The sequence below is a fragment of the Pigmentiphaga aceris genome (genome assembly GCF_008119665.1).
Taxonomy (GTDB): Bacteria; Pseudomonadota; Gammaproteobacteria; order Burkholderiales; family Burkholderiaceae_B; genus Pigmentiphaga; species Pigmentiphaga aceris.
Genome location: NZ_CP043046.1, coordinates 3,772,642 through 3,794,105, shown reverse-complemented (window position 1 = coordinate 3,794,105; position 21,464 = coordinate 3,772,642). Strand labels below are relative to the sequence as shown.

Below are 21,464 nucleotides of genomic sequence, written 5' to 3'. Positions count from 1 at the left end.
CGGTTTGCGCTTACTGGACTACGAAGTTGGAAAACAGGACGGCGTAGATCTTGGGGCCGTTCTCTTTGCCTGCTTCCGATCGCGTCATCGCCAGAATTTCGGCGGCGAGTGCATTCTTGCCTTCCAGCGTCAGCAGTTCGGTCGACGACTTGGAACTGAGCAACATCAGAATGCGGCTACGGAAGATCGGGATGTACGACTTCACGATCGGTTCGGCTTCCTTGCCCGCGATTTCGAGCGTCACGCCAATCTGGCCGAAACGTTCGCGATCCTTGTCGGACAGGTTGGCCGTGAACATGTCGAGCGGCAGGAAGTACGGGTTCTGGCCTGCGGGACGACGCGGCGCAACGGGTTTGGCAGGCGCTTCATCAGCGGCTGCCGTCAGACCAAGTGCAACGGCCTGTTGGTGCTGCAACATGCGAACCACAAAGAAACCACCGACCAGTAACGCGATCAAGACCACGATGACGATGATGATTAGCGTCTTGCGCTTTGACAGCGCGCTGAGGGCGGACGCCATAAACGGGTCTCCGTAACAGAACAGGGGCGATAGCTACGCCATATGGCGACATTATCGGTGGCGCCACGTTGCAAGCATCGGGCGAACAGCAAAAGAAAACCCGGGCTTATCGCCCGGGCAGCGAATGAATCAAACCCTCAAGCGTACAAGTCGACCAGTCCGTTGCCGGATTGGACGACAGGTTCCGACCGTCCGCTGAGTGCGCTGACGGTAGCTTGCATGCGATCGGCGGCTGCCTGGCGAGCGCGACGATCGTCGCCACTCGAGTTGGCAAAAGCCGCGAAGGCCTGCTGGTTCTGCTGTTCGCTACCGACCTGCGCCTGGCCAAGTTGCAGGCCATCTTCGCCAAGTGCGGTGCGAAGGCCACCCATCGACGCCTCCAGCACCTGGCGAGTTTGTGCATGTTCGCTGCTGAACGTGACATTGGCGGTATCGCCGTCCATGCGAACGTGCACGGTGATCGGCCCCATGTTCTCGGGCGTCACACGGATCTGAGCGGTCTGGATGCTTTGCGTGCTCATCCAGCGTACGGCGTCATCAACCCGATTCTGAAGCTGCGGCGCGTGCAGGGGCACTGGCGGGCCGGGCACGGTCGGGACTTCCTGGCGAGCCGTGGCAGGGGTTGCTGCTGCCGCAACCGGCGTCGAGCTTGCATGGGTGTTGCTGGCGAGCACACCCGATGCGGCGGTATTGGCCTCGGGGTTGCCACCCGTGCCGGTATTGCCTGCATTGACGTTGCGTGCGCTGGCGGCGTTGGCTGCTGCTGCCATCTCGATGGCCGTGGCGTTGGCCAGCGGCGAAGCATCGATGCTGTCGTCGGCGGCCTGGCCGGTCTTGATATCGGCGTCCGTGTCGCTGGCACTGGTGCTGCGTGCCTCGACACCGCTGGTCGTGGCACCAAGCGCCTGACCAGCACGGCGCACGCCGCTGGCGGCCACGTTGGCCGGGCCCATCTGATTGACCATCGACGCGGTTTCCGGAGTCGGGATGGCAACGATGGTTGCGGGGTCCAGGGTTGCCGTGTCGGTGGCAGGCAACTCCGATGCTGCCAGACCTGCTGCAGCGTCGTCGCTGGCCTCGGGTGCTGCCTCGACAGGTTTCGCTACGACAGCATCCGTGGGCGCGGCCCAGGGCATGGATGCCAGCAGGGTAGCCACATCAACAGGCGCCTCTGCGGTCGTCGACGCGTCGTCGGTCAGCGAGGTGTCGGCACCTGCCTTGTCGGTCGTTGAAACGACCGGGGCAGGGGTTGGTTCTGTCTGCAGCAGCATGGCCGCGTCGAACAGGGCCGCAAACGGGTCTGCGGGCTGTTCGTCGGGCTTTGCCGTGGTCGACGAGGACGAGGCGCGATTGGCCGCAGTACGAGTCTGCTGCGCGATGTCGGCGTTGGGCGAGGATACGGTGGTCATGAGTGTTAAAACCTCGAGTTCGTGCCCGCAAACGCTGCGCGCGCGGCAAACTCATCAAACTGTTTCTGGGTGCGCTTGGCCTCCGAGGCAGTCTGACGCTGCTCGGCACGGTCGGCAAGTATTTCAAATGATTTCAGTTTGCGCTCTTCAGCCAGAAAGGCGAGCCGCGTGTGTTCTACCAGTGCTTCGCACTGCGCAATTTCCAATTCCTGTTGTTCGTAAGCATCGGTCAACTGCGCAATGAAGCGATTGTAGTTGGCGATCTGCGCGCCGCCGATACCCACACCAGCCTGTGTGCGCATGCGGGTTTCATATTCGCCACGATAGTTCTGCAGCAACTGCAGGCGTTGCTTGGACTGTTGCGCGCGCGCCACCGCTTTCGCGAACTCCTGGGCTGCGTCGGTCTTGCGATCGCGCGCAAGCTCGATGAGCGTATCCAGTGTCGATTGGCTGGCCATGTCATGTGCTCCTTATTGCGCCTGCGGCGTGCCGTATTGCTTGGCCAGCTTGTCCAGCTGGGCGCAGGCCACCGGGTAAGGCGACTGCTCAAGAATGTCTTGCTGCAAAAAGGCACTGATGGACGACTGTGCGGTAATCGCACGGTCGAGCTCAGGGTCGCTGCCGGGCACATAGGCACCGACCTGGATCAGGTCGCGCGAGCGCTGGAAGCGGGAGAACAGATTCTTCAGTACACGGGCCGACTTCTGATGGTCGTGGTCCGTGATGTTGTGCATGGCCCGCGAAATCGATTGCTCGATATCGATGGCCGGATAGTGCCCGGTTTCAGCCAACGCACGATTCAGCACGATGTGGCCGTCCAGAATTGCACGTGCCGAGTCGGCAATCGGATCTTGCTGGTCATCGCCTTCGGTCAGCACAGTATAGAAGGCGGTGATGGACCCCTTGCCATCGGTGCCGTTGCCCGCGCGTTCCACCAGCGCCGGCAACTTGGCAAAGACCGACGGCGGATAGCCCTTGGTGGCAGGCGGCTCGCCGATGGCCAGGGCGATTTCGCGCTGTGCCATGGCGTAACGTGTCAGCGAATCCATGATCAGCAACACGTTCTTGCCCTGGTCACGGAAATATTCGGCCAGCACCGTGGCGTAAGCCGCACCTTGCAAGCGCATCAGCGGTGCCGCATCGGCAGGTGCCGCCACCACGACCGAGCGGGCCATGCCTTCCGGTCCCAGAATCTGGTCGATGAATTCCTTCACTTCGCGGCCACGCTCGCCGATCAGACCGACGACCGTGATGTCGGCCTCGGTGTAGCGGGCCATCATGCCCAGCAACACGCTCTTGCCCACGCCGGAACCGGCGAACAAGCCCATGCGCTGGCCACGGCCCACCGTCAACATGCTGTTGATGGCGCGCACACCGACGTCAAGCGGTCGGTCAATCGGGGTTCTTTCAATCGGGTTGAGCGGCTTTGCGCCAAGCGGAGCACGCGCTGTGGTGTTCAGCGGGCCCAGGCGGTCCAGGGGGCGGCCTGCGCCGTCCACAACCCGGCCCAGCATGGATTCACCCACCGGCAGATGCTTGGTGCGCTCTTCGCCATGCGCAGCCACTGACGGACGAATGCGTCCCGAGACCTGGTAAGGGGGCATCAACACCCCTGGCTCTTCGGGCGATACCTGCGCGCCCGCCGTCAGGCCTTGCATTTCGGTCGAGGGCATCAAAAACAGGCGCTCGCCGTTGAAGCCGACCACTTCCGCCTCGGCACCCACTTGTTTGCCTTGGCGGATGACGCAGGTGCTGCCCACCGACAGCTTCAGGCCCATGGCTTCAAGCACCAGGCCGGCTGCGCGTGTGAGCTTGCCGGTCACTTCGATGGGCGAGTTTCCGCCAATCGTGCTGGTGCAGTCGCTCAGGAAATCTTCCAGGCGACCTGCGGTGGTCGGTGCGTCAACGGCCTGGGTCATGATTGGTCCGCTGTGTCGCCCAATGCGGGCCCCGTTTTGATGGCGATGCTGTCAGCAGCCTGCGTGGCGCTGCCTTCACGGGCAGCAGGCGCGGCCGCCGGCATGCTCGACAAAGCCATCGACGCTACCGAACCGAAATCATTCGAGGCGTGAGCGGCGGCGGCATCTTGGTCACCTGCCTCGGCATCGCGCCAAAGCAGGGGATCGCCCAACGCTGCCACGGTTCGCCGCCAGCGGGTCTCGACCGTGGCGTCGATTTCCGACTCCCTTGTCGAAATGCGGCAACCACCCGATTCAATGCGAGCGTCTTCAACGATACGCCACGGGGCCGTGCCTGCATCTTCACTCAGATGCGCGCGCACCAGTTCCACGTCGGCGGGATTCAGGAAGAGCTGCTTGCCGGTTTCGCTACCCGTCAGTTGCTCGAACGCTTCGCGCATGACCGGCAGAACCACCTGCTTGTCGATAGCGATTTCACGTCGCACGATCTGACGGGCAATGGCGGTTGCCAGCGCCAGCAATTGCGGGGCAAGCTTTTCTTCGAATTCAGTGAATGCCGTACCGGCGTTGCGTGCGACGGCTTCCAGGCGCTGAACCTCGGCAATTGCCGCTGTGATCCCCTGGTCGTAGCCAGCCGCATAACCTTCGTCGAAGGCTTCGCGCCGCACGCGTTCGCGTTCTTCCGGTGTCATCACTGGCACCATGGTCGCGGCCTTCGCTGCGGCGGCGGCATCGGCAGCCGCTTTGGCCGCAAGTTCTGCTTCGCGCTTGGCAGCAATTTTTGCTGCTTCGATGCGCTGCTCTTCGCGGGCGGTTTCGATCCCGCCAGCGAAGGGTTGGATCTGCCACACCGGCAGATCCAGGGCCTCTTCGGCCTTCAGGATCCGACCAGGTTGCAGCAGGCGTTCATCAGACATAGTCGTCTTCACCAGCGGCCGTCAGCACCAGCTGGCCTTCCTCGGCCAGACGACGCACGATCTTGAGAATTTCCTTCTGCTGGGTCTCGACTTCCGACACACGCATGGGACCCTTGGCTTCCAAGTCGTCGCGCAGCTGTTCGCCCGCGCGCTTGGGCATGTTGCGCAACATCTTTTCGCGCAACTCGATGCTTGCACCCTTGAGCGCAACCACCAGCACTTCGTTGGGCACTTCGCGCAGCATGGTCTGAATGCCGCGATCGTCCACGTCGTTGAGGTTGTCGAAGGTGAACATTTCGTCGACGATCTTCTGCGCCAGGTCGGCATCGAAGCCGCGCACCGACTCAAGAATCATCGCCTCGGACGTCGTACCCACGAAGTTGAGAATTTCTGCTGCCGTCTTGATACCACCCAGCTTCGCGCGCTTGACCTGTTCGTTGCCGGACAGCATCTTCAGCAGCACGTCGTTGAGTTCGCGCAGCGCAGACGGCTGAATGCCGTCGAGCGTGGCGATACGCAACAACACGTCGCTGCGCAAGCGATCGGTGAGTCGGTTCAAAATGGCAGCAGCCTGATCCGCTTCCAAGTGCACGAGAATCGACGCAATGATCTGCGGATGCTCGCTGCGGATCAGTTCCGCCACACTGGCAGGGTCCATCCACTTCAAGCTCTCAATACCGGTGGTGTCACCGGTATGCAAGATCCGCTCGATCAGGAAGCCAGCCTTGTCGGTACCCAGGGCTTTGGTCAGCACACTGCGCAGGTAGGCATCGGCATCGGTGCCCACGCCGGTCTGCATCTGTGCGTCGTTATGGAAACGCGCCAGCACTGCGTTGATGCGGTCACGCGGCACGTTGCGCATGTTCGCCATCGCAGCGCCCAGCTTTTGTACGTCGCGCGGCGGAAGGTGACGCAACACATTGGCTGCTTCCTCTTCCCCCAGCGTCAACAGAAATACGGCACCGTCGTCGACGCCTTGATCATCTGCCATGTTCGTTTTCTCTTATGCGTTGCCGCCGTTAACCCACTGCCGGAGGACATTGGCAACTGCTTCAGGATTGTCGCGCGCGAGCTGACGGGCCGAGTCGAGCGGATCGTTGCCTTGCACCAGCGTCAGTTCGTCGTTTTCGACCGCGCCTGGAATGCCGTTCAGATCGATCTGACCAGGCTCTGCCACGGGTTCGGGTGGCGGCGGCGGCGAGGTCAGCTGACGCACTGCGGGGCGAATCACACCAAAGATCAGATACAGCGCAATACCGGCGATCAACAAGGCAAGGCCCACGCTCTTGGCCAGGTCGATGGCCCAGGGCTGCTGCCACAAGGGCAATTCAGGTCCGACCGGATCGGCCGGGGCATTGAACGGCATGTTCACGACAGAAACCGAATCGCGACGCTCGTTCGATGCACCCACTGCTTCGCGCACCACCGCATTGATCTGGTCGATTTCAGCCTTGGACAGCGGCGTGCTGACCTGCTTGCCATCGACTTCGGTCATGCGGTTGTTGACGACCACAGCAGCCGACAAGCGACGAACACGACCCGTCGGCTCGCGGGTGTAAACCACGCTCTTGTCGACTTCGTAGTTGGTCGTATTGGCGCGCTGCGTCGAGCGATTGGCCTGCGCCAGCGCCATCTGGGTCTGTGCGGCGGTATTGGCTGCTGCCGCTGCGGCGGCTGCCTGAGCAGGTGTCGGCGGCGCATTCGGGTTGGTGGCAACGCCCGCACCGGTTACCGGCGCAGCCACGTTGTTGCCACCAGGCGCATTGGTCAGCGCACCCGGCACACCCTGGGCAGCCTGGTTGCCCGGCGCAGACGAGTCCGACGTCTGCATGCTGCGAATGGAGGCTTGCGTCTGGTCGGTGTTGGGCTTGAAGGTTTCTTCTGTCCGTTCAAGCTGGCTGAAGTCAACGTCTACGGCAACCTGGGCACGCACGTTGGCGGCACCCACGATCGGATTCAGCAGCGCGGTAATGCGCTGGGCGTATTGACGCTCGAGTTCGTGCACGTACTGGATCTGCGTGGAATCCAGACCGTTGGTCTTCGATTCGGCCGACAGCAGATTGCCGTTCTGGTCGATGATGCTGACCGCGCTCGGCGTCAGTTCCGGCACAGACGACGACACCAGATGCACGATGCCTTCGACCTGACCGCGATCCAGCGCCCGGCCGTTATAGAGCTGCACCAGCACCGAGGCGCTGGGCTTGTTCTGTTCACGCAGGAAAATGCTGGGCTTCGGGATGGCCAGATGAACACGGGCAGACTGTACGGTGCCCAGGCTCTGGATCGAACGCGACAGCTCGCCTTCAAGCGCGCGTTGGTAATTGACCTGTTCCTGGAACTGGGTCAGACCCAGTCGGGCATTTTCCATCAGTTCGAAACCGACGTTGCCGCCACGCGGCAGGCCTTGCGATGCAAGACGCAAACGGGTTTCGTGAACATGATTGGCCGGGACCAGGATCGCCGTGCCGTTCTCTGCCATCTTGTACGGCACGTTCTGCTGCGCAAGAGAGGTCAGGATGGCACCGCCGTCCTTGTCGGACAAGCCGCTGAACAAGACTTTGTAGTCAGGTTCGCGTGTCCACAGCAAGGAAGCGACGATCAGCGCCAGCAGGAGGGGTACCCCAAGGAACAGCGCCAAGCGGTGTCGGGTCGACAGACGGCCGTACGCTTCCTGCAGGGCGTTGCCGGCAGGCGGGGGTGAAGCGGGAGCGGTGAATTCTTCAGCCATGTATTGCGCGGTGCAGCCTGTGTCGGGAAACGTGATCGGCGCAGCGCCGACCTGTTAACAATCGGTCACCATTGTCGAAGCATGTTTGCTTTTCCTAAAGCTGGAACAAGCGGTGTTTTGCGCTGTACTTCGCTTCCTGGAAAGTACAACCCGACCATTAATATCCCTCATCCATTGAACCGTTAGATGATAGAGGTCATGTCATGGTCGATCGCATTGCCGCCCTGATGGGCCAGGAAACCGCCAGTACCGGCATGACGCGCGCCGCGCAGATGCTGGGCCATCCCGACGCCTTGTCGCAAATGGGAGGCAAGGACGACAAGTTCAGCTTCTCGACGCTGCTGTCCGAAGCTATCGACGGCGTACACAAAAGCCAGACCGCATCGAAAGCCATGCAACAGGCTTATCAGTCTGGTGATCCGACGGTTGGTATTGAAGAAACCATGGTCGCCATGAACAAGGCCAGCCTGTCTGTGCAAATGTTGGCGCAAGCCCGCAACAAGGTTGTGGCGGCTTATAACGATGTGATGAACATGCCGGTCTGAGGCGCGTTCCAACGCTCGTTTCAAGACCTGTTTGAGTTCAGCCCAGGCCGCGTCAAGCGGCCTGGCTTGTTGTCTGCACAGGCTCACGCTTGGTTGGGGTGTGCTTGTGCAGGTAATTCAGCGTTTGGTTTCAACGCATGGTTTCAACGCGTGGTTTCAACGTTTCAGCTGATTCGGCGATTTGGGTTTCGCCGTCGGTGCCAGTTTGCTGACGGGCTTGCTTGTCGGCTTGCTCAAGCTTGGCAGGGCGGGCAGATTCGGTGCCGCTCCAGGCGGGACGCTACCACCGGGGACTCCTTGCAGCGGTCCCAGGCGTTGCGCAACACGTTCATCCTGCCGATAAACCCAGGCAAGGATCTCGGCCACGGCGGTATAAAGCGCCGGCGGCACGCGTGCATCCAGGTCCACCTGCATCAGCATGCCGACCAGTTCGCGCGACTTGTGCACGAATACGCCGGCTTCTTCTGCGCGACGCAATATCTCATCGGCCACGATGCCAGTGCCTTTGGCAACCACCGACGGTGCGCCGCGCGCGTGTTCATAACGCAACGCGACCGCACGGGTACGAGAATCACCCGCAGGCAGATTGGCGTCTTTGCCGATCGCGCCTGCCTGGCCCGGGCTTTGCGGCCCGCCGGTATGCCGGTTACGCAAGTTCATGCATCCTCCGGCGTAATGTCAGTTGCTGCCTTGCGCGCAGCCAGCGGTACTCTGTCGATAGCCAATTCCTGCATGCGCAGACCGCGTGCATCCAGCGCCTGAAGCAGGTCGCCGGTCTGTGCGCCCAGCGTGGTTCGGGCGGTTTGAGCATCTTCGGCGCGCACGCGCACACTGGCCGCTTCGCCGGCCAGGCCAATCTCTATTTGCAAACGGCCCAGATTCGGCGTTTCCATATCGATGCGTACGCGCCAGTTCGCCAGCTGCTCGCTTGGCAGAATGTGCTTGTTGTCGTTTTGCTCGTCAGGCTCGATCAGCACGGAAAACGCCTGTCCTTGCCAAGTGCCCTGCAAACCCAGTTGCCCGGTTTCCAGCAGGGCGATCTGTTCCTGTACCAACGGGCGAACGCTGGCAGGAATCGATGCCAGCGCCGCATTCAACGCGCGGGGCTCGGGCAGGGCAGATTGTTCTTCCGCACTGAGTGCGGAATTGGCGTGTTGCGGCAGGCTGCCTTGCGGTTCGGCACGCAGGCTTTCCAGGGCGCGACGGCCTTCGCTCCAGGCCTGAACGTGCGATTCATAGAAAAGCCCGGACTTTTCCACGGCATTTTGCAGGTGTTGCGCAGCCCGAGACGGATCGGCCTGTTCCGCACCGCCCAGTGGGGCAACCTGAATCATCTTGGGCTGCGCTGCCGCAGGTGACGCCAATTCGGACATCAGTCGTGCCGTGCCACTGACGCGCACACGCGCATCACCAGTGGTGGACAGCAATGTCTCTAGCTTGGGGCCGGTGTTGACCGCGCGCTGCGGTGCGACGCCATCGGCGTCCTCGGTAGCAGCCGTGTCATCAACCGCTGTCTCGACACCTACGCGTGCCGGGCCGCCGGTCTTTCCCTTCGCATCAACAGCTGCTGCGCGTCCGTCGCCACGTGCAGCCTCGGCGTCGTCTACACCTGGGTCGATGATGCGCAGCAATACGCTTGCGCCCATTGGCAGGGGCAGGCGAGTACGAATCAGGAAAGGCTTGCCTTCAATGTCGACCAGCGCTTCATTGCCGGCGCGTGCTTCGATCAGGCGTGCACGAACCAAGCCGCCCGCAGTGGGGGCAGCATCGGTAGCGGCAACGGGAAGCGGGCGACCGTCGGGGGAGAGCAGTCGGGCCAGAACGGCCTGGCGGGGATCTTCGCGGCGATCCCAGGGGCTAAGCGGTGCAACAGTGGCAACCGGCCTGGTGGGCGGCATTTCGGTTGCCATTCACATCCTTAGCTAGGTACTTGTCGAACACGCGTCGAAAAGACAGTCAACGCGCCGGGGTGGAATCAGCGAAAGCTGGGGATGGCCGGGCGCCGTTTGCTGGATTGCAGAATCCGTTCCAGTTCGCGCATCCAGGGTTGCGCCAGATCACGCACTTCCGCGTCGTTGGCCAGGATGGTGCGAAGCAGACGCATGCGCTCTTCATGCTCGACATCGTTGACCGGGGCCGGGTCCGGATATTGACGCAGATCACCGATCACGCGGGCGCAGATGCGCTCGGTGCTGGTGACTGTGTCCCAATCACCGCGACGCGCTGCTTCCAGCATGACAACGCTGAGATCGGAAAGCTGTTGGTAACTGTGCATGGTACGCGTCACTGAATCGGGATTTCAAAAATGGCTTGAACCTCAGGCGATATCGTTGCCGATGGCACCAGTCTCAGGCCGCCTGGGCCGTAGGCGAAATCTCCGCCCATGCGCCACGCAGTTCGCGCAGCAGCTTTTGCACTTCGAGAAGCGCGTCCGGATCGTTGCCTGCATTGGCGACAACCAGACGCCGACTCATGTAGTCATACAAGGCTTCCAGGCGTTCGGCCAACTGACCCCCGGTGCTGGGGTCCAGGCTGGCACGCAGTCCTTCACTGATGATCCGGTCAGCGCGCACGATTGCTTTGGCCTTGCCTGGAATGTCTTTCTCTTCCAGGCAGACAAGCGCGCGTTGCACGGAGTCGAGTGCGCCGTCGAACAGCATCAGCACAAGCGCATGCGGATTGGAGCTGGTTACCTTGGTCTCGACGCCGACGCTGGCGTAGGCGCGTGCGCCAAAACTGCCGAATCCTTGCACTATCTTCTCCTCGCGCCCGACTTGACCTGACTAGTCAGTAGCTTATCTGTTTTCTGACTTTTAGCGGGAATCTCTAAAAGTCGAGCTTGACCAAAAAAACGTGTCAATTAGGACGATGCCTGTCAGCGCAATGACGCCATGGCGTCGATTTGCTGGCTCAGGAACGTGCTGGTGCTGGTCATGCTGGTCAGCATCTGGTCCAGGGCTGTGAACTGTGCCCGGTAGCGGGCCTCGATCTGCACCAGACGTGCCGACATGGACGTCTGCTGCGCTTGCAACTGCTTGGTTACCGTCGTCAGGCTGTCGATGCGGCTCTTGACTTGACCACCATCAGCGATCATAGGCGTGACCAAGGAAGCGATGGCGGTAGTGATCCCTTCGGAGCCTTCGCCGTTGGGTACTTTGGTGAACAGCTTGGTCACCGCAGTACGGTCTGCGGCCATGGCTTCATCGAAACGTGTTTCGTTCAGCTTGAGCGTGCCGTCCTTCTGGAATTCCATGCCAATCGCACCCAGCGAGCTGTAGGGCGCAGTAGCACCTTCCATCGGTGCGGTGATCGCGGCCTTGATCTGATTCATCAGGGAGCGAATCGTGGCATCGCCAGACAGCGGGCCGTCTGTACGTGCAGCCGTCGAACCGGGATCTTGCGGCACCGACAGCGACAGTCTTTTAGTGGTCGCAAGCAAGGTGTTGTACGCGGTGGCTAGCGTAGTCACGGCCGCTTTTGCGCCGGCATTGTCCTGCGACACAGTGATGGTCGTGGATGCGGTTACTCCATCAGTGACCCCACCTTTGAGCAAGGTGATGTTCAAGCCGTCGATGGTATCGGTCAGTACATTGTTGGGGCTGCTGATATCCATGCCGTCCAGCGTGATCGAGGCGTTGACGCCAAACGTCAGCTGCGAAGGGCTGGAGGCTGCCGGGCCGGGCTGTGCCGGGTCGTAGGCAAACTGTGCCAGGCCGGGGCCGTCGCCGTTTGCAGGACCTGAAGTCTCGATCTTGAAGTTGCTTTGCTCGCCGGTCTTGGTCGAGGAAAACACCAGTCGTGCGCCCGTGCCATCGTTGACAATGGCGGCGGTAACGCCACGGCCTTGGGCGTTGACTGCATCGCGGATGCCCGCAAGCGAGGCTTGATCCGAACCGATGTTGATCGTGAACGACTCTTTCTCGGTATCGGGCTCGAACCCGGCAGGCGATTGCGTTGCCTTGCCAAGGGTGAAGGTCATGGTACCGACGCCGACCGTCGAGGTGCTGGTGGCTGCATTGCCATCCGAGTCAACCACGCGAGCGCTTGCTACCTTGGCTTCCGTGGCCAGATTGTGCACTTTCAAGGACAAATTGCCGGAAGACGCCCCGAGTTTCCCGGTAACCGTCGCCACAGTTGTATCGCTGCTGGTGGCTTTGGCAGTGTTGAACTTGGTCTCGTCCACAGCGGCGTAGGCATCCCGAAACGCGGACAGCGCAGAGCTGAGCGTTCCGTAGGCAGTGATTTTCGTCTGCTCTGCTGCTTCTTTTGTTTGAAGCGCCACCAGAGGAACATTCTCTGCCTTCATCAGATTGTTCAGCAGGGTCGTCATATCTGCCCCTGAACCCACACCCAACGCTGCGCCGACACTTGCCACGGTTAACTCCTTGTGCGCTTGCGCGCAGTAGTACGTATTCTTTTCGTCGCCAGAACCTGGCGTTTCTTGACTGACCTAAGCGACTGACTTACGCCTTGTCGCTCAGCAGCAGGCCTTGCAGCTTGTCCAGCGACTTGCTGATGGCGATAGCTTCTTCGCTGGGAAACTGGCGAATGACTTCCTTGGTGGTCATATCGACAACCTTGACCACCACTTTGCCGCTGTCATCATCAAGGCTGAACGTCAGGCTGCGGTCCGAGGAGGACATGAAACTGTTGATGGTCTCAGTCGCCTTTTGTACATCGGCACTGGATACCGGGTCTACGGCTACCGTAGGCAATTCAGCCTCTGCGGCGGGTTTCAAGCCCACGGGGGGAGGCTGGACGACCGGGGCTGCGCTGGACGTGATCGAGGCAGCGGGCGTCTGAATTGAGGAGCGGATGTCCATGGCGGATTCCTGATGCGGCGCGCTGGCATTTGGCAGCCACATGCGACGCGAAGAGAGTTATGCGGTTTTGCAACTATTGCGCTTATATCTAGTTAACGGACGGTCTGGAGAAAAACTTTAGGACCATCGTTATGCCAGCGTAAAACGCGGTGGCAACCAGTAAAAAAGGCGAATCCCCGGAAGGATTCGCCTTTTTGTAGACGGGATCGTCCAACCAGGCAAGCCTTGCAGCTTGCCTGGCCAGCCAAACCGATCAGCCGCGCAGCAGGGTCAGCACGTTGTTGGGCAGCGAGTTGGCTTGGGCCAACATCGCGGTACCAGCTTGTTGCAGAATCTGGTTGCGGGTCATTGCAGCCGTTTCTTCGGCGAAGTCGGCGTCAACGATGCGGCTACGCGACGAAGACAAGTTTTCCGACGTGGTTTGCAGGTTCGAAACCACCGAGCTGAAACGGTTCTGGATTGCGCCCAGGTCAGCGCGGGCTTCGTTCACGCTCTTCAGGGCAGCGTCCATTGCCTTGATTGCGTTGTCCGCGCCTTCGATCGTCGAGACATCCAGGTTGGCGAAGCCAACTTGTTGCTTGCCAGCAGCGTAGGCGGTCGAGCCCGGGATGTTGGTCGTGGTGCCCGAAGTGCCGGCGGTCAGGCCAGTTTCGGTCAGCATTGCTGCAGCACCCAGCGAGCCACCGACGGTGATGTTGCCGGTTTCCGAGGTCAGCTTGATACGGCCGCCGTCGATCACTGCGCTCACGCCGGTGGTGGAGCTTTGGTTGTTGATCGCGTCGCTCAGCTGATTCAGGCGGCTGGTGGCGCTGGTGGTTGCGCCGATTGCGCCCAGGCTGGTGCCGTTGATCGTCAGGCCGCCGTTGCTCACGGCCGCGAAGGTAGCCGATGCCGGGGTTTGTGCCTTGACGGTGGTCGTGCCAGCGAAGGTGTCACCGGTGATCGAGAACGGGGTCTTGCCAGCGTTGGTGAACGTGACGGTCGAGGTGGCACCGGCACCGCTGGTCGAAGCGGTCAGGCCAGCCAGACCGGCAGTGGTCACGGCGTTGTTGATGTTCTGGATCAGCGATTGCTGAGCAGCCGTGGCGGTGGTTTGCGTAACAGCGGCAACGTTGAACGAGGTGCCGTTGATGCTGATGCTGCTGGCGGCGTAGGTGAAGTTGGTGCCGTCGGTGGCAGCAGCGTTCACTGCGTTCAGCGAGGCGGTGCCGTTGACGGCAGCCACTGCGGTACCGGCCGGGCCGGCGCCGTTGACTTCAGCCTTGGTCACAACGCTGGTCCACGAACCCAGCGAATCAACGTTCGCGTTGGCGATGCCGGCGATGTCGATGGTCTGGCCTTGGTTTGCGCCGACTTGGAAGGCTTGCGAGGTGAAGCTGCCGTCGATCAGCTTGGTACCGTTGAACTCGGTGCCCTTGGCAACGCGGTCGATTTCCGAGGTCAGCTGTGCAACTTCTTTTTGCAGTGCTGCGCGGTCTTCCGGCGAGTTCGTGGCGTTACGCGACTGAACCGACAGCGTACGGATACGTTGCAGGTTGTCGCCGATCTGGCCCAGTGCGCCTTCAGCGGTTTGTGCCAGCGAGATGCCGTCGTTGGCGTTACGAACAGCTTGGTTCAGGCCGTTGATCTGGGTCTTGAAACGCTCGGAGATGGCCAGGCCAGCTGCGTCGTCCTTTGCGCTGTTGATACGCAGGCCGGTCGACAGACGCTGAATGGCGGTCTGGGTCGCGGTTTGCGAAGAGGTCAGATTGCGCTGCGCGTTGAGCGAAGCGATGTTGGTATTGATGACTTGTGCCATGACACATCTCCAAGAGTTCGGTCACACGGTTTGCTTCGGTCTCAAGACCGGTTCGCGGAGTGCGCTGCTTACTGCGTTGCACGGTGCCAAGTTGGCCGCGATAAACCAATTAACGGAAGCTCTTTCCTGAACTTTAGGGGAGAAGATGGGGGAAATCGAAAAAAACTTGGCAGGCTGGAGAAACTGAGTCGGGAGGCAGGGTTGGTGGGGTGTCGGCCCTGCGCGCGGGCTTGCCGCAAGTCCTGGTTTTTACGCATTTTGGCCTTTTGCGTCAAGGGTTTGGTGGTGTTGGTGCCCTGCGCCGAGGTGGTGGTGCGGGGGGTGACTGCAGGGGCTTAAGGGTTGCTCTGAGCTATTGGGCAGGCCTTGTTCGTCGGATCGGGCATGGTCAAGGTCTTTACAATTGGAGACAGCGTGTTGTAGGGAAGGGTGAACTCCCTCGGTGACCGTCTTGGTTTTTCCACCTAGTGGATCGCCAAACGAGGCTCATTCGTCCGCAGCGCTCCTGTCCTGACCCCTATTCTTAGAGAGTTTCAATGAAGAAAGCGAAAGCGCCCGGCAAGACGCGTGGCCAGGTCTCCTACGGCCAGCCATCGGCCGCGCTGCTGGCGACCACACCGACCCAGCGGCGTGCCTTGAGCGAATTGTTCCAGCGTGGCAATGCCCTGTATGACGAAGGTCGCTACGCCGAGCTTGAAGTCCTCGGGCAGGAATGGGTGCAGCGGTTTCCGCAGCAAGCGGCGAAGGGCTGGGATGTAATAGGTCGGGCGCGGTTGTATCTCGGTCGCCTGTCGGAGGCCGAGGCTGCCTTGCTGAAGGGACTGGAGCTGGATCCCGATAATCTGGATATCTGGGACTGCCTGGGCGTGGTCCGCAATCGCCTTGGCCATTTCAGCGGCGCGCACGAGGCCAATATGAAGGCCTTGGCGATGGCCCCTGACCTACCGCATGTGTTGATCAACGCGGCGGGTAACCTGAACGATTCCGGCCGCTACGACGAGGCCCTCGAACTGGCCGAGCGTGCGTTGAAACATGAACCCTTGAATCGCCTCGCGCTTTTGGTGAAGGGCAATGCCTTCGTCGGCCAAGATCGCACCGACGAGGGCATTGCCATGTACCGCCAGGTGACTGCCATTGCACCCGACTGGCCAGATGCCTGGACCAATCTCGGTGGTGCCTGCAACAAGCGCGGGCGGGTGGACGAGGCGATCGCCGCGTTGCAGCGGGCGCTCGAACTGGACCCCAATCAGGCCATCAGCTGGAACAACCTGGGTCTGATCCTGCGCGACCAGAAGCGCGACCAGGAAGCGCTGGACTGCTTCAACAATGCCATCGACAAGCAGCCCGAGCTGGCCGACCCCTACGTCAACCTGGGTACGGTGTTGCAGATTGCCGGCCGCACGCTGGCGGCCCTCGAATATATGGAGCACGCTCGCAAGCTGCGTCCGACCTCGCCCATGATCTATATGGGGATTGGCACGTGCTTGCAGGACATGTGCCGCTTTGAAGAGGCAGTGGTTGCCCATTGCACGGCACTGGAACTCAAGCCCGATTTCGGCGCAGCGTTCAGCAATTTGCTGTTCACGCTTAACTATCACCCGACACTGTCGGCCGAGGAAATTTTCGGTGCGTACGGCGACTACGAGCTTGCGAATGCGCTGGTCACGCCGGGCGAATGGGCATCACATGCCAATTCGCGCGAGCCGGGGCGTCGTCTGAAGATTGGTTATGTGTCGCCCGACTTCCAGTCGCACCCGGTGCGGTATTTTCTTGAGCCCCTGCTGGCGCACCACGGCCACAAGGACTTCGAAATCTTCGCTTATGCCGATGTGGCGGTGCCCGACGCGATGACCGAGCGTTATCGCAGCTACATGGATCACTGGCGCAACGTGCGTGGCCTGAGCGACCACGAAGTGGCGGATCTGGTACGCCAGGACGGTATCGACATCCTGGTCGATCTGGCTGGCCACACGGCCAACAATCGCCTGAAGGCGTTCTCGCTGAAGCCGGCACCGATCCAGGTCAGCTGGCTGGGTTACGTCAGCACCACCGGCATGCGCTCGATCGACTATCTATTGAGCGACGATGCGCTGACCCCGCCAGGCTCCGAGCACCTGTTGTCCGAGATTCCGTGGCGTCTGCCATCCGCGCTGGTGTATCGGCCGCCGGCCGATTTTCCCGAGCCGACGCCGTTGCCTGCGCTGGCCCGCGGCCATGTCACTTTCGGCTCGCTGTCGCGTGCCATCCGCCTGAACGATGACTTGCTCGATGTCTGGGCGGAGCTGATGCGACGGGTGCCCGACAGCCACCTGGTGCTGAACAGCCGCGACTTCCGCACGCCGGAAATGCAGGACTGGATGCGCAGCCGCCTGGTCAGCCGGGGGGTGGAGGCGTCGCGCCTTGACATCGACTACACCTCGCCGGCCTGGCTCCCGATGTCGAACATCGACATCATGCTCGACTGCTTCCCCCACAATTCGGGCACCACGCTGTTCGAGAGCCTGTATTTTGGCTTGCCGGTGGTCTCGCTCAAGCATCGTCCGACCGTGGGCCGGGTCGGTGCCAGCGCGTTGACTGCGGTGGGGCATGCGGAATGGATCGCCGAGGACGTCGATGGGTATTTGCAGATCGCCTGCGATCTGGCTGGTGACCTGCCGCGCCTGGCGCAGATCCGCGCCACCTTGCGCGAGGAAATGCACCGCAGTGCGGCCATGGACGAGCCAGGCCTGGCACACGCCGTCGAAAGCGGGTATCGCCGCATGTGGCAAGCTTATTGTGAAGGAGGTCAGGCGTGAAGGCAGTGATTCTGGCGGGCGGTCTGGGCACCCGGATTTCGGAGGAGACGCACCTGCGTCCCAAGCCCATGATCGAGATCGGCGGCAAGCCTATCTTGTGGCACATCATGAAGATGTACTCGGCGCATGGCGTGAACGAATTCATCATCTGCTGCGGCTACAAGGGTTACGTGATCAAGGAATACTTCGCCAACTACTTCCTGCACATGTCCGATGTCACCTTCGACATGAGCAAGCACAGCATGGAAGTGCACGAACGCAAGGCCGAGCCCTGGCGCGTGACCTTGGTCGATACGGGCGACGACACCATGACGGGCGGACGCCTGAAGCGGGTTGCTGCCTACCTCAAGGATGAAGACGCCTTCTGCTTCACCTATGGTGACGGCGTTGCAGACATCGATATTTCCGCATCCATTGCCTTCCACAAGCAACACGGCAAACTGGGCACGATCTCGGCTGTGCAGCCGCCGGGCCGCTACGGCGCAATTCGGCTCGATGGTGCGCAGGTAGCAGGGTTCACCGAAAAGCCCCGTGGTGATGGCGGTTTGATCAATGGTGGTTTCTTCGTGCTGTCGCCCAAGGTGATCGACCTGATCGATGGTGACGATGTCTCGTGGGAGGCCGCGCCGCTTGAACGGCTGGCGGCTCAGGACCAGCTGATGGCATTCCAGCACACGGGTTTCTGGCAACCCATGGATACCCTGCGGGAAAAGAACCTGCTGGAAGATCTCTGGAGTTCCGGCAAGGCTCCCTGGAAACAATGGTAATGGCGGCTGCACAGGGCTTCTGGCAAGGTAAGCGCGTACTGCTTACCGGCCATACCGGATTCAAGGGAGCATGGCTGTCCTTGTGGTTGCAACGACGGGGGGCGGTACTGACTGGCGTGTCGCTCGCGCCATCGACACAGCCTAATCTGTTCGAGCTGGCCAAGGTCGAGCAGGGCATGACCAGCACCTTCTGCGACATCCGTGATGCGCAGGGCTTGGCGCGCATCGTGCGAGAAGCGCGTCCTGAAGTCGTGCTGCACCTGGCAGCCCAGGCGCTGGTGCGGCCTGGTTACCAAGACCCTGTCGGCACCTATGCCAGCAACATCATGGGTACCGTTCACTTGCTGGATGCGCTTCGCGGGCTGGATTCCGCGCGCGTGGCGGTCATGGTCACCACGGACAAGGTGTATCGCAATCACGAGACGGTCTATCCCTATCGCGAGGACGATCCCCTGGGTGGGCATGATCCCTATAGCGCCAGCAAGGCTGCTTCCGAGATCGTCATCAGCAGCTACCGTGACGCATTCCTGGCCGCACAAGGCGTCGCCGTTGCCAGCGCCCGCGCAGGTAATGTGATCGGGGGTGGCGACTGGTCCGCAGATCGACTGATTCCAGATGCGGTTCGTGCCTGGCAGAGCGGGCAGGTGCTGGATATTCGTCGACCCCTGGCGATTCGCCCCTGGCAGCATGTGTTGTCGTCCCTGGCGGCTTACCTGACATTGGCCGAACGCCTGTGGACGCAGCCGGAACTGGCAAGTGCCTACAACTTCGGCCCGCTGACGCATGAAGCCGCCACGGTACGTGAGGTTGTGGAACTGGCGCGTCACGCCTATGGCGCGGGTAGCGTGCACTATGAGACCGCATCGCAGGGACCGCACGAGGCAGGTCTGCTCAGTCTGGAAATTGCCAAGGCGCGAGACGTGTTGGGCGTCAGTCCCAAATGGGGCCTGACCGAGACCGTCAATCGAACCATGGCCTGGTATCGCGCACATCACGACGGCGGCTTTGCGCGTGATCTGTGTGAGGCTGAAATTGCGCAGTACGAGGAATGACGTGAACGATTCACTGGATACGCCGCGCTTTACCTTTCAGGCGGCACCGATTGCCGGATTGTGGATCGTGGATCGCAAACCGATCGGCGACAATCGCGGGTCTTTCACCCGCTTCTACTGCGGTGAAGAATTTGCTGCGATCGGTCTGCAAGATCCCATCGTGCAGATCAACCATTCAAGCTCTGCGCGGGCGGGCACGGTGCGCGGTCTGCATTTTCAGCATGCACCACATGCCGAAACCAAGGTCGTCACCTGCGTGGCAGGCAGCATTCTTGATGTTGCCGTCGATTTGCGCGCGGGCTCGCCCACCTTTTTGCAGTGGTTCGGGGTCGAATTGTCGGCCGACAACAAGCGCGGCCTGATCATCCCGCCCGGATTCGCACACGGTTTCCAGTCGCTGGAAGATCACAGCGAAGTCATGTATCTGGTGACGGCGGCCTATTCGGCACAGTTCGAAGACGGGTTGAGTCCTTTCGATCCGGCAGTAGGCGTGGTGTGGCCTTTGCCGCCCACCGAGGTCTCGGCGCGCGATGCGCAACGCCCCTTCATCGATCGTGATGCGTATGCAGGCGTGGCGGCGCAGGGGGCGGATCGATGAACACATTGATCACCAAACCGCGGGTCACCGTCTTGGGCGCGCGTGGTTTTGTCGGCAGTCACCTGGTCGCCCATCTGACTGCACAGGGCTATGACTGTCATGCTCCCGCCCGGGGTGCCGAGCTGGGTCGTGAGCCGATGGGGCATGTGATTTACGCCATCGGTCTTACCGCCGATTTTCGCAGCCGTCCGCTTGATACCGTGGAAGCGCATGTTTGCGTGCTGCGCCAATTGATTGCCTCGGGCAATTTCGATTCGCTGACCTATCTGTCCAGCACGCGCGTTTACACCGGTGCAAGCGATACCTCGGAAACGGCGGTGTTGCGGGTCAATCCGAATGACCCCAGCGATCTGTACAACATCTCGAAGCTGATGGGCGAGTCGCTTTGCCTGCATGCAGGTCTGCCCAATATCCGCATTGCCCGGCTGTCCAATATCGTTGGTCTGCGACCAGACCCCGATATCTTCATCGACCAGCTGCTGGAAGAGGGCAGAAGAAGCGGAAAGGTGGTGCTTCGCACTGCGCTGACGTCCAAGAAAGACTACCTTTATATCGACGACGCGGTGTCACTGCTGACGCGTATCGCGCTTTCTGCGGAACACGGGATTTTCAACGTGGCAAGTGGTGAGGCCGTGGAAAACGGCGACATTGCGCGCTTCCTGGAGCGCGATATGGGCTTTGCCGTCAGTGTGCTGCCCGATGCACCGGAATGGTATTTCGCACCGGTCGATGTGTCGAAAGTACGTACGCACTTCGGATTCGCACCCGTTGCGTTTTCCGAATATTTTCCCCGGTACTTGAGTCGTTACAAGGCTGCGAACAGTTTGCAGGCGTCGCTGTGACCTTATCGCGCCACCCAGGCATCGGGTTTCAAGGAGAAGGGTTGTGATCGTCAACGACGGCATCGCCGCCGCGTTATTGCCGTATGGCTTTGTGGTTCCGCCGGGCGTGGAAATCAATGGCCGGCTACGGTTCGAAAAGAACACCCGGGTCTATTTTGCGGGTGCCAAGCTCAATGTCTGCGATATCGGGGCGTACTCGTATATCGTCAACGGTACCTTCCACTCGGTGAGCATCGGCAGATTCTGTTCGATCGCCCATGGTGTGGAAATCGGATTTTTCAATCATCCGACCGAGTGGGTCAGCTCTCACCCGTTCCAGTTCATGCATTACCTGCCTGAGCCCATGCAGTGGCCGATCCCGCACAGCTTCGAGTATGGTCCCAAGCAGGCCGTGATCGGAAATGATGTGTGGATCGGGGCTTATGCGCGAATCATGGGCGGCGTAAAGATTGGCGATGGCGCGGTGATCGCGGCCGGCAGCGTCGTTACCCACGACGTCGAGCCATACACGATTGTGGGTGGCGTACCGGCAAAACCCATCAAAAAGCGCTTTTCGCAGGCCCTGATCGATGAAATGCTTGCCTTGCGTTGGTGGGACTATGACTGGCCCGAGCTGATGAAGCACGATGCCGGTGCCATACGCTGGGATCAGCCGGAGCGCGCGGTGAAAGCCATGAAAGAGAAGATCAAGCGCGGCGATATGGATGCATATCTGCTGAAAGAGAATTTCAATGTCGTCGAGTGATCTCGG

The 21,464-nt window shown here is 60.9% G+C and carries 21 protein-coding genes; 7 read left to right on the top strand and 14 right to left on the bottom strand.

What is annotated here, in order from left to right; genetic code table 11:
• Positions 1–10: 10 nt before the first annotated feature.
• The 7 genes from FXN63_RS16470 to fliF form a co-directional block, all read right to left on the bottom strand.
• On the bottom strand, positions 11–520 hold the full coding sequence (locus FXN63_RS16470) for a flagellar basal body-associated FliL family protein (RefSeq protein WP_148816308.1): 510 nt from the start codon (positions 518–520) through the stop codon (positions 11–13).
• Between the two features lie 137 nt (positions 521–657).
• Complete coding sequence (locus FXN63_RS16465) at positions 658–1,929, bottom strand: flagellar hook-length control protein FliK (RefSeq protein ID WP_148816307.1); 1,272 nt, start codon at positions 1,927–1,929, stop codon at positions 658–660.
• 5 nt (positions 1,930–1,934) lie between these two features.
• Positions 1,935–2,387 (bottom strand): flagellar export protein FliJ, encoded by a 453-nt coding sequence (fliJ, locus tag FXN63_RS16460; RefSeq protein ID WP_148816306.1) that lies wholly within the window; start codon positions 2,385–2,387, stop codon positions 1,935–1,937.
• Positions 2,388–2,399: 12 nt separating this feature from the next.
• On the bottom strand, positions 2,400–3,848 hold the full coding sequence (gene fliI / locus FXN63_RS16455) for a flagellar protein export ATPase FliI (protein WP_148816305.1): 1,449 nt from the start codon (positions 3,846–3,848) through the stop codon (positions 2,400–2,402).
• A complete protein-coding gene (locus FXN63_RS16450) occupies positions 3,845–4,765 on the bottom strand; it encodes a flagellar assembly protein FliH (RefSeq protein WP_148816304.1) in 921 nt (306 codons plus the stop codon). The genes fliI and FXN63_RS16450 overlap by 4 nt, the downstream gene beginning before the upstream one ends.
• Positions 4,758–5,756, bottom strand: a complete 999-nt coding sequence (gene fliG / locus FXN63_RS16445) for a flagellar motor switch protein FliG (protein WP_148816303.1) — start codon at positions 5,754–5,756, stop codon at positions 4,758–4,760. The genes FXN63_RS16450 and fliG overlap by 8 nt, the downstream gene beginning before the upstream one ends.
• Before the next feature lie 12 nt (positions 5,757–5,768).
• Positions 5,769–7,493: a flagellar basal-body MS-ring/collar protein FliF gene (gene fliF, locus FXN63_RS16440; protein ID WP_148816302.1), complete on the bottom strand. Its 1,725-nt coding sequence runs from the start codon at positions 7,491–7,493 to the stop codon at positions 5,769–5,771.
• 203 nt (positions 7,494–7,696) lie between these two features.
• Here fliF and fliE point away from each other — a divergent pair, with 203 nt between their 5' ends.
• Positions 7,697–8,038 carry a flagellar hook-basal body complex protein FliE gene (gene fliE / locus FXN63_RS16435; RefSeq protein ID WP_148816301.1) on the top strand — a complete coding sequence of 114 codons (342 nt, stop codon included), beginning with the start codon at positions 7,697–7,699 and terminating at the stop codon, positions 8,036–8,038.
• A gap of 156 nt (positions 8,039–8,194) precedes the next feature.
• On the opposite strand, the gene FXN63_RS16430 is transcribed toward fliE, so the two are convergent.
• The 7 genes from FXN63_RS16430 to FXN63_RS16400 all read right to left on the bottom strand — a co-directional run bounded on the left by FXN63_RS16430 (position 8,195) and on the right by FXN63_RS16400 (position 14,659).
• The gene (locus tag FXN63_RS16430; RefSeq protein ID WP_148816300.1) at positions 8,195–8,698 is read right to left on the bottom strand and encodes an EscU/YscU/HrcU family type III secretion system export apparatus switch protein; all 504 of its coding nucleotides are present in this window, start codon (positions 8,696–8,698) and stop codon (positions 8,195–8,197) included.
• Positions 8,695–9,948, bottom strand: a complete 1,254-nt coding sequence (gene fliK, locus FXN63_RS16425; RefSeq protein WP_148816299.1) for a flagellar hook-length control protein FliK — start codon at positions 9,946–9,948, stop codon at positions 8,695–8,697. Before fliK ends, FXN63_RS16430 begins: the two co-directional genes overlap by 4 nt.
• A 65-nt stretch (positions 9,949–10,013) precedes the next feature.
• Positions 10,014–10,313 (bottom strand): flagellar protein FliT, encoded by a 300-nt coding sequence (locus FXN63_RS16420; protein ID WP_148816298.1) that lies wholly within the window; start codon positions 10,311–10,313, stop codon positions 10,014–10,016.
• A gap of 73 nt (positions 10,314–10,386) precedes the next feature.
• The gene (gene fliS, locus FXN63_RS16415; RefSeq protein ID WP_148816297.1) at positions 10,387–10,791 is read right to left on the bottom strand and encodes a flagellar export chaperone FliS; all 405 of its coding nucleotides are present in this window, start codon (positions 10,789–10,791) and stop codon (positions 10,387–10,389) included.
• Between the two features lie 122 nt (positions 10,792–10,913).
• Positions 10,914–12,413 (bottom strand): flagellar filament capping protein FliD, encoded by a 1,500-nt coding sequence (fliD, locus tag FXN63_RS16410; protein WP_148816296.1) that lies wholly within the window; start codon positions 12,411–12,413, stop codon positions 10,914–10,916.
• An 88-nt stretch (positions 12,414–12,501) separates the two neighbouring features.
• Positions 12,502–12,861, bottom strand: a complete 360-nt coding sequence (locus tag FXN63_RS16405) for a flagellar protein FlaG (RefSeq protein WP_222863929.1) — start codon at positions 12,859–12,861, stop codon at positions 12,502–12,504.
• A gap of 253 nt (positions 12,862–13,114) precedes the next feature.
• Entirely contained in the window at positions 13,115–14,659 is a 1,545-nt protein-coding gene (locus FXN63_RS16400; RefSeq protein WP_148816294.1) for a flagellin N-terminal helical domain-containing protein, read from the bottom strand.
• 536 nt (positions 14,660–15,195) lie between these two features.
• On the opposite strand from FXN63_RS16400, the gene FXN63_RS16395 reads away from it, so the two are divergent.
• From FXN63_RS16395 to FXN63_RS27410, 6 genes are read left to right on the top strand one after another with little or no spacing between them, the layout of a single operon-like run.
• Positions 15,196–17,454, top strand: coding sequence for a tetratricopeptide repeat protein (locus FXN63_RS16395; protein WP_148816293.1), 2,259 nt, complete (start codon positions 15,196–15,198; stop codon positions 17,452–17,454).
• Positions 17,451–18,221: a glucose-1-phosphate cytidylyltransferase gene (gene rfbF, locus FXN63_RS16390; protein WP_148816292.1), complete on the top strand. Its 771-nt coding sequence runs from the start codon at positions 17,451–17,453 to the stop codon at positions 18,219–18,221. The genes FXN63_RS16395 and rfbF overlap by 4 nt, the downstream gene beginning before the upstream one ends.
• Positions 18,221–19,273 carry a CDP-glucose 4,6-dehydratase gene (rfbG, locus tag FXN63_RS16385; protein ID WP_187394922.1) on the top strand — a complete coding sequence of 351 codons (1,053 nt, stop codon included), beginning with the start codon at positions 18,221–18,223 and terminating at the stop codon, positions 19,271–19,273. The genes rfbF and rfbG overlap by 1 nt, the downstream gene beginning before the upstream one ends.
• A 1-nt stretch (position 19,274) precedes the next feature.
• On the top strand, positions 19,275–19,871 hold the full coding sequence (gene rfbC, locus FXN63_RS16380; protein ID WP_246164851.1) for a dTDP-4-dehydrorhamnose 3,5-epimerase: 597 nt from the start codon (positions 19,275–19,277) through the stop codon (positions 19,869–19,871).
• The gene (locus tag FXN63_RS16375; RefSeq protein WP_148816290.1) at positions 19,868–20,713 is read left to right on the top strand and encodes an NAD-dependent epimerase/dehydratase family protein; all 846 of its coding nucleotides are present in this window, start codon (positions 19,868–19,870) and stop codon (positions 20,711–20,713) included. The genes rfbC and FXN63_RS16375 overlap by 4 nt, the downstream gene beginning before the upstream one ends.
• Before the next feature lie 43 nt (positions 20,714–20,756).
• Positions 20,757–21,458, top strand: a complete 702-nt coding sequence (locus FXN63_RS27410) for a CatB-related O-acetyltransferase (protein ID WP_425468614.1) — start codon at positions 20,757–20,759, stop codon at positions 21,456–21,458.
• Positions 21,459–21,464 lie beyond the last annotated feature (6 nt).

Excerpts from the sequence above, each read along its gene's own strand:
- fliF (WP_148816302.1), bottom strand. The coding sequence starts at position 7,493 with ATGGCTGAAGAATTCACCGCTCCCGCTTCACCCCCGCCTGCCGGCAAC.
- FXN63_RS16420 (WP_148816298.1), bottom strand. The coding sequence starts at position 10,313 with ATGCACAGTTACCAACAGCTTTCCGATCTCAGCGTTGTCATGCTGGAA.
- fliJ (WP_148816306.1), bottom strand. The coding sequence starts at position 2,387 with ATGGCCAGCCAATCGACACTGGATACGCTCATCGAGCTTGCGCGCGAT.
- fliE (WP_148816301.1), top strand. The coding sequence starts at position 7,697 with ATGGTCGATCGCATTGCCGCCCTGATGGGCCAGGAAACCGCCAGTACC.
- rfbG (WP_187394922.1), top strand. The coding sequence starts at position 18,221 with ATGGCGGCTGCACAGGGCTTCTGGCAAGGTAAGCGCGTACTGCTTACC.
- FXN63_RS16400 (WP_148816294.1), bottom strand. The coding sequence starts at position 14,659 with ATGGCACAAGTCATCAATACCAACATCGCTTCGCTCAACGCGCAGCGC.
- FXN63_RS16450 (WP_148816304.1), bottom strand. The coding sequence starts at position 4,765 with ATGTCTGATGAACGCCTGCTGCAACCTGGTCGGATCCTGAAGGCCGAA.
- fliI (WP_148816305.1), bottom strand. The coding sequence starts at position 3,848 with ATGACCCAGGCCGTTGACGCACCGACCACCGCAGGTCGCCTGGAAGAT.
- fliK (WP_148816299.1), bottom strand. The coding sequence starts at position 9,948 with ATGGCAACCGAAATGCCGCCCACCAGGCCGGTTGCCACTGTTGCACCG.
- FXN63_RS16375 (WP_148816290.1), top strand. The coding sequence starts at position 19,868 with ATGAACACATTGATCACCAAACCGCGGGTCACCGTCTTGGGCGCGCGT.
- FXN63_RS16395 (WP_148816293.1), top strand. The coding sequence starts at position 15,196 with ATGAAGAAAGCGAAAGCGCCCGGCAAGACGCGTGGCCAGGTCTCCTAC.
- FXN63_RS16405 (WP_222863929.1), bottom strand. The coding sequence starts at position 12,861 with ATGGACATCCGCTCCTCAATTCAGACGCCCGCTGCCTCGATCACGTCC.
- FXN63_RS16430 (WP_148816300.1), bottom strand. The coding sequence starts at position 8,698 with ATGAACTTGCGTAACCGGCATACCGGCGGGCCGCAAAGCCCGGGCCAG.
- FXN63_RS16465 (WP_148816307.1), bottom strand. The coding sequence starts at position 1,929 with ATGACCACCGTATCCTCGCCCAACGCCGACATCGCGCAGCAGACTCGT.
- FXN63_RS16470 (WP_148816308.1), bottom strand. The coding sequence starts at position 520 with ATGGCGTCCGCCCTCAGCGCGCTGTCAAAGCGCAAGACGCTAATCATC.
- fliG (WP_148816303.1), bottom strand. The coding sequence starts at position 5,756 with ATGGCAGATGATCAAGGCGTCGACGACGGTGCCGTATTTCTGTTGACG.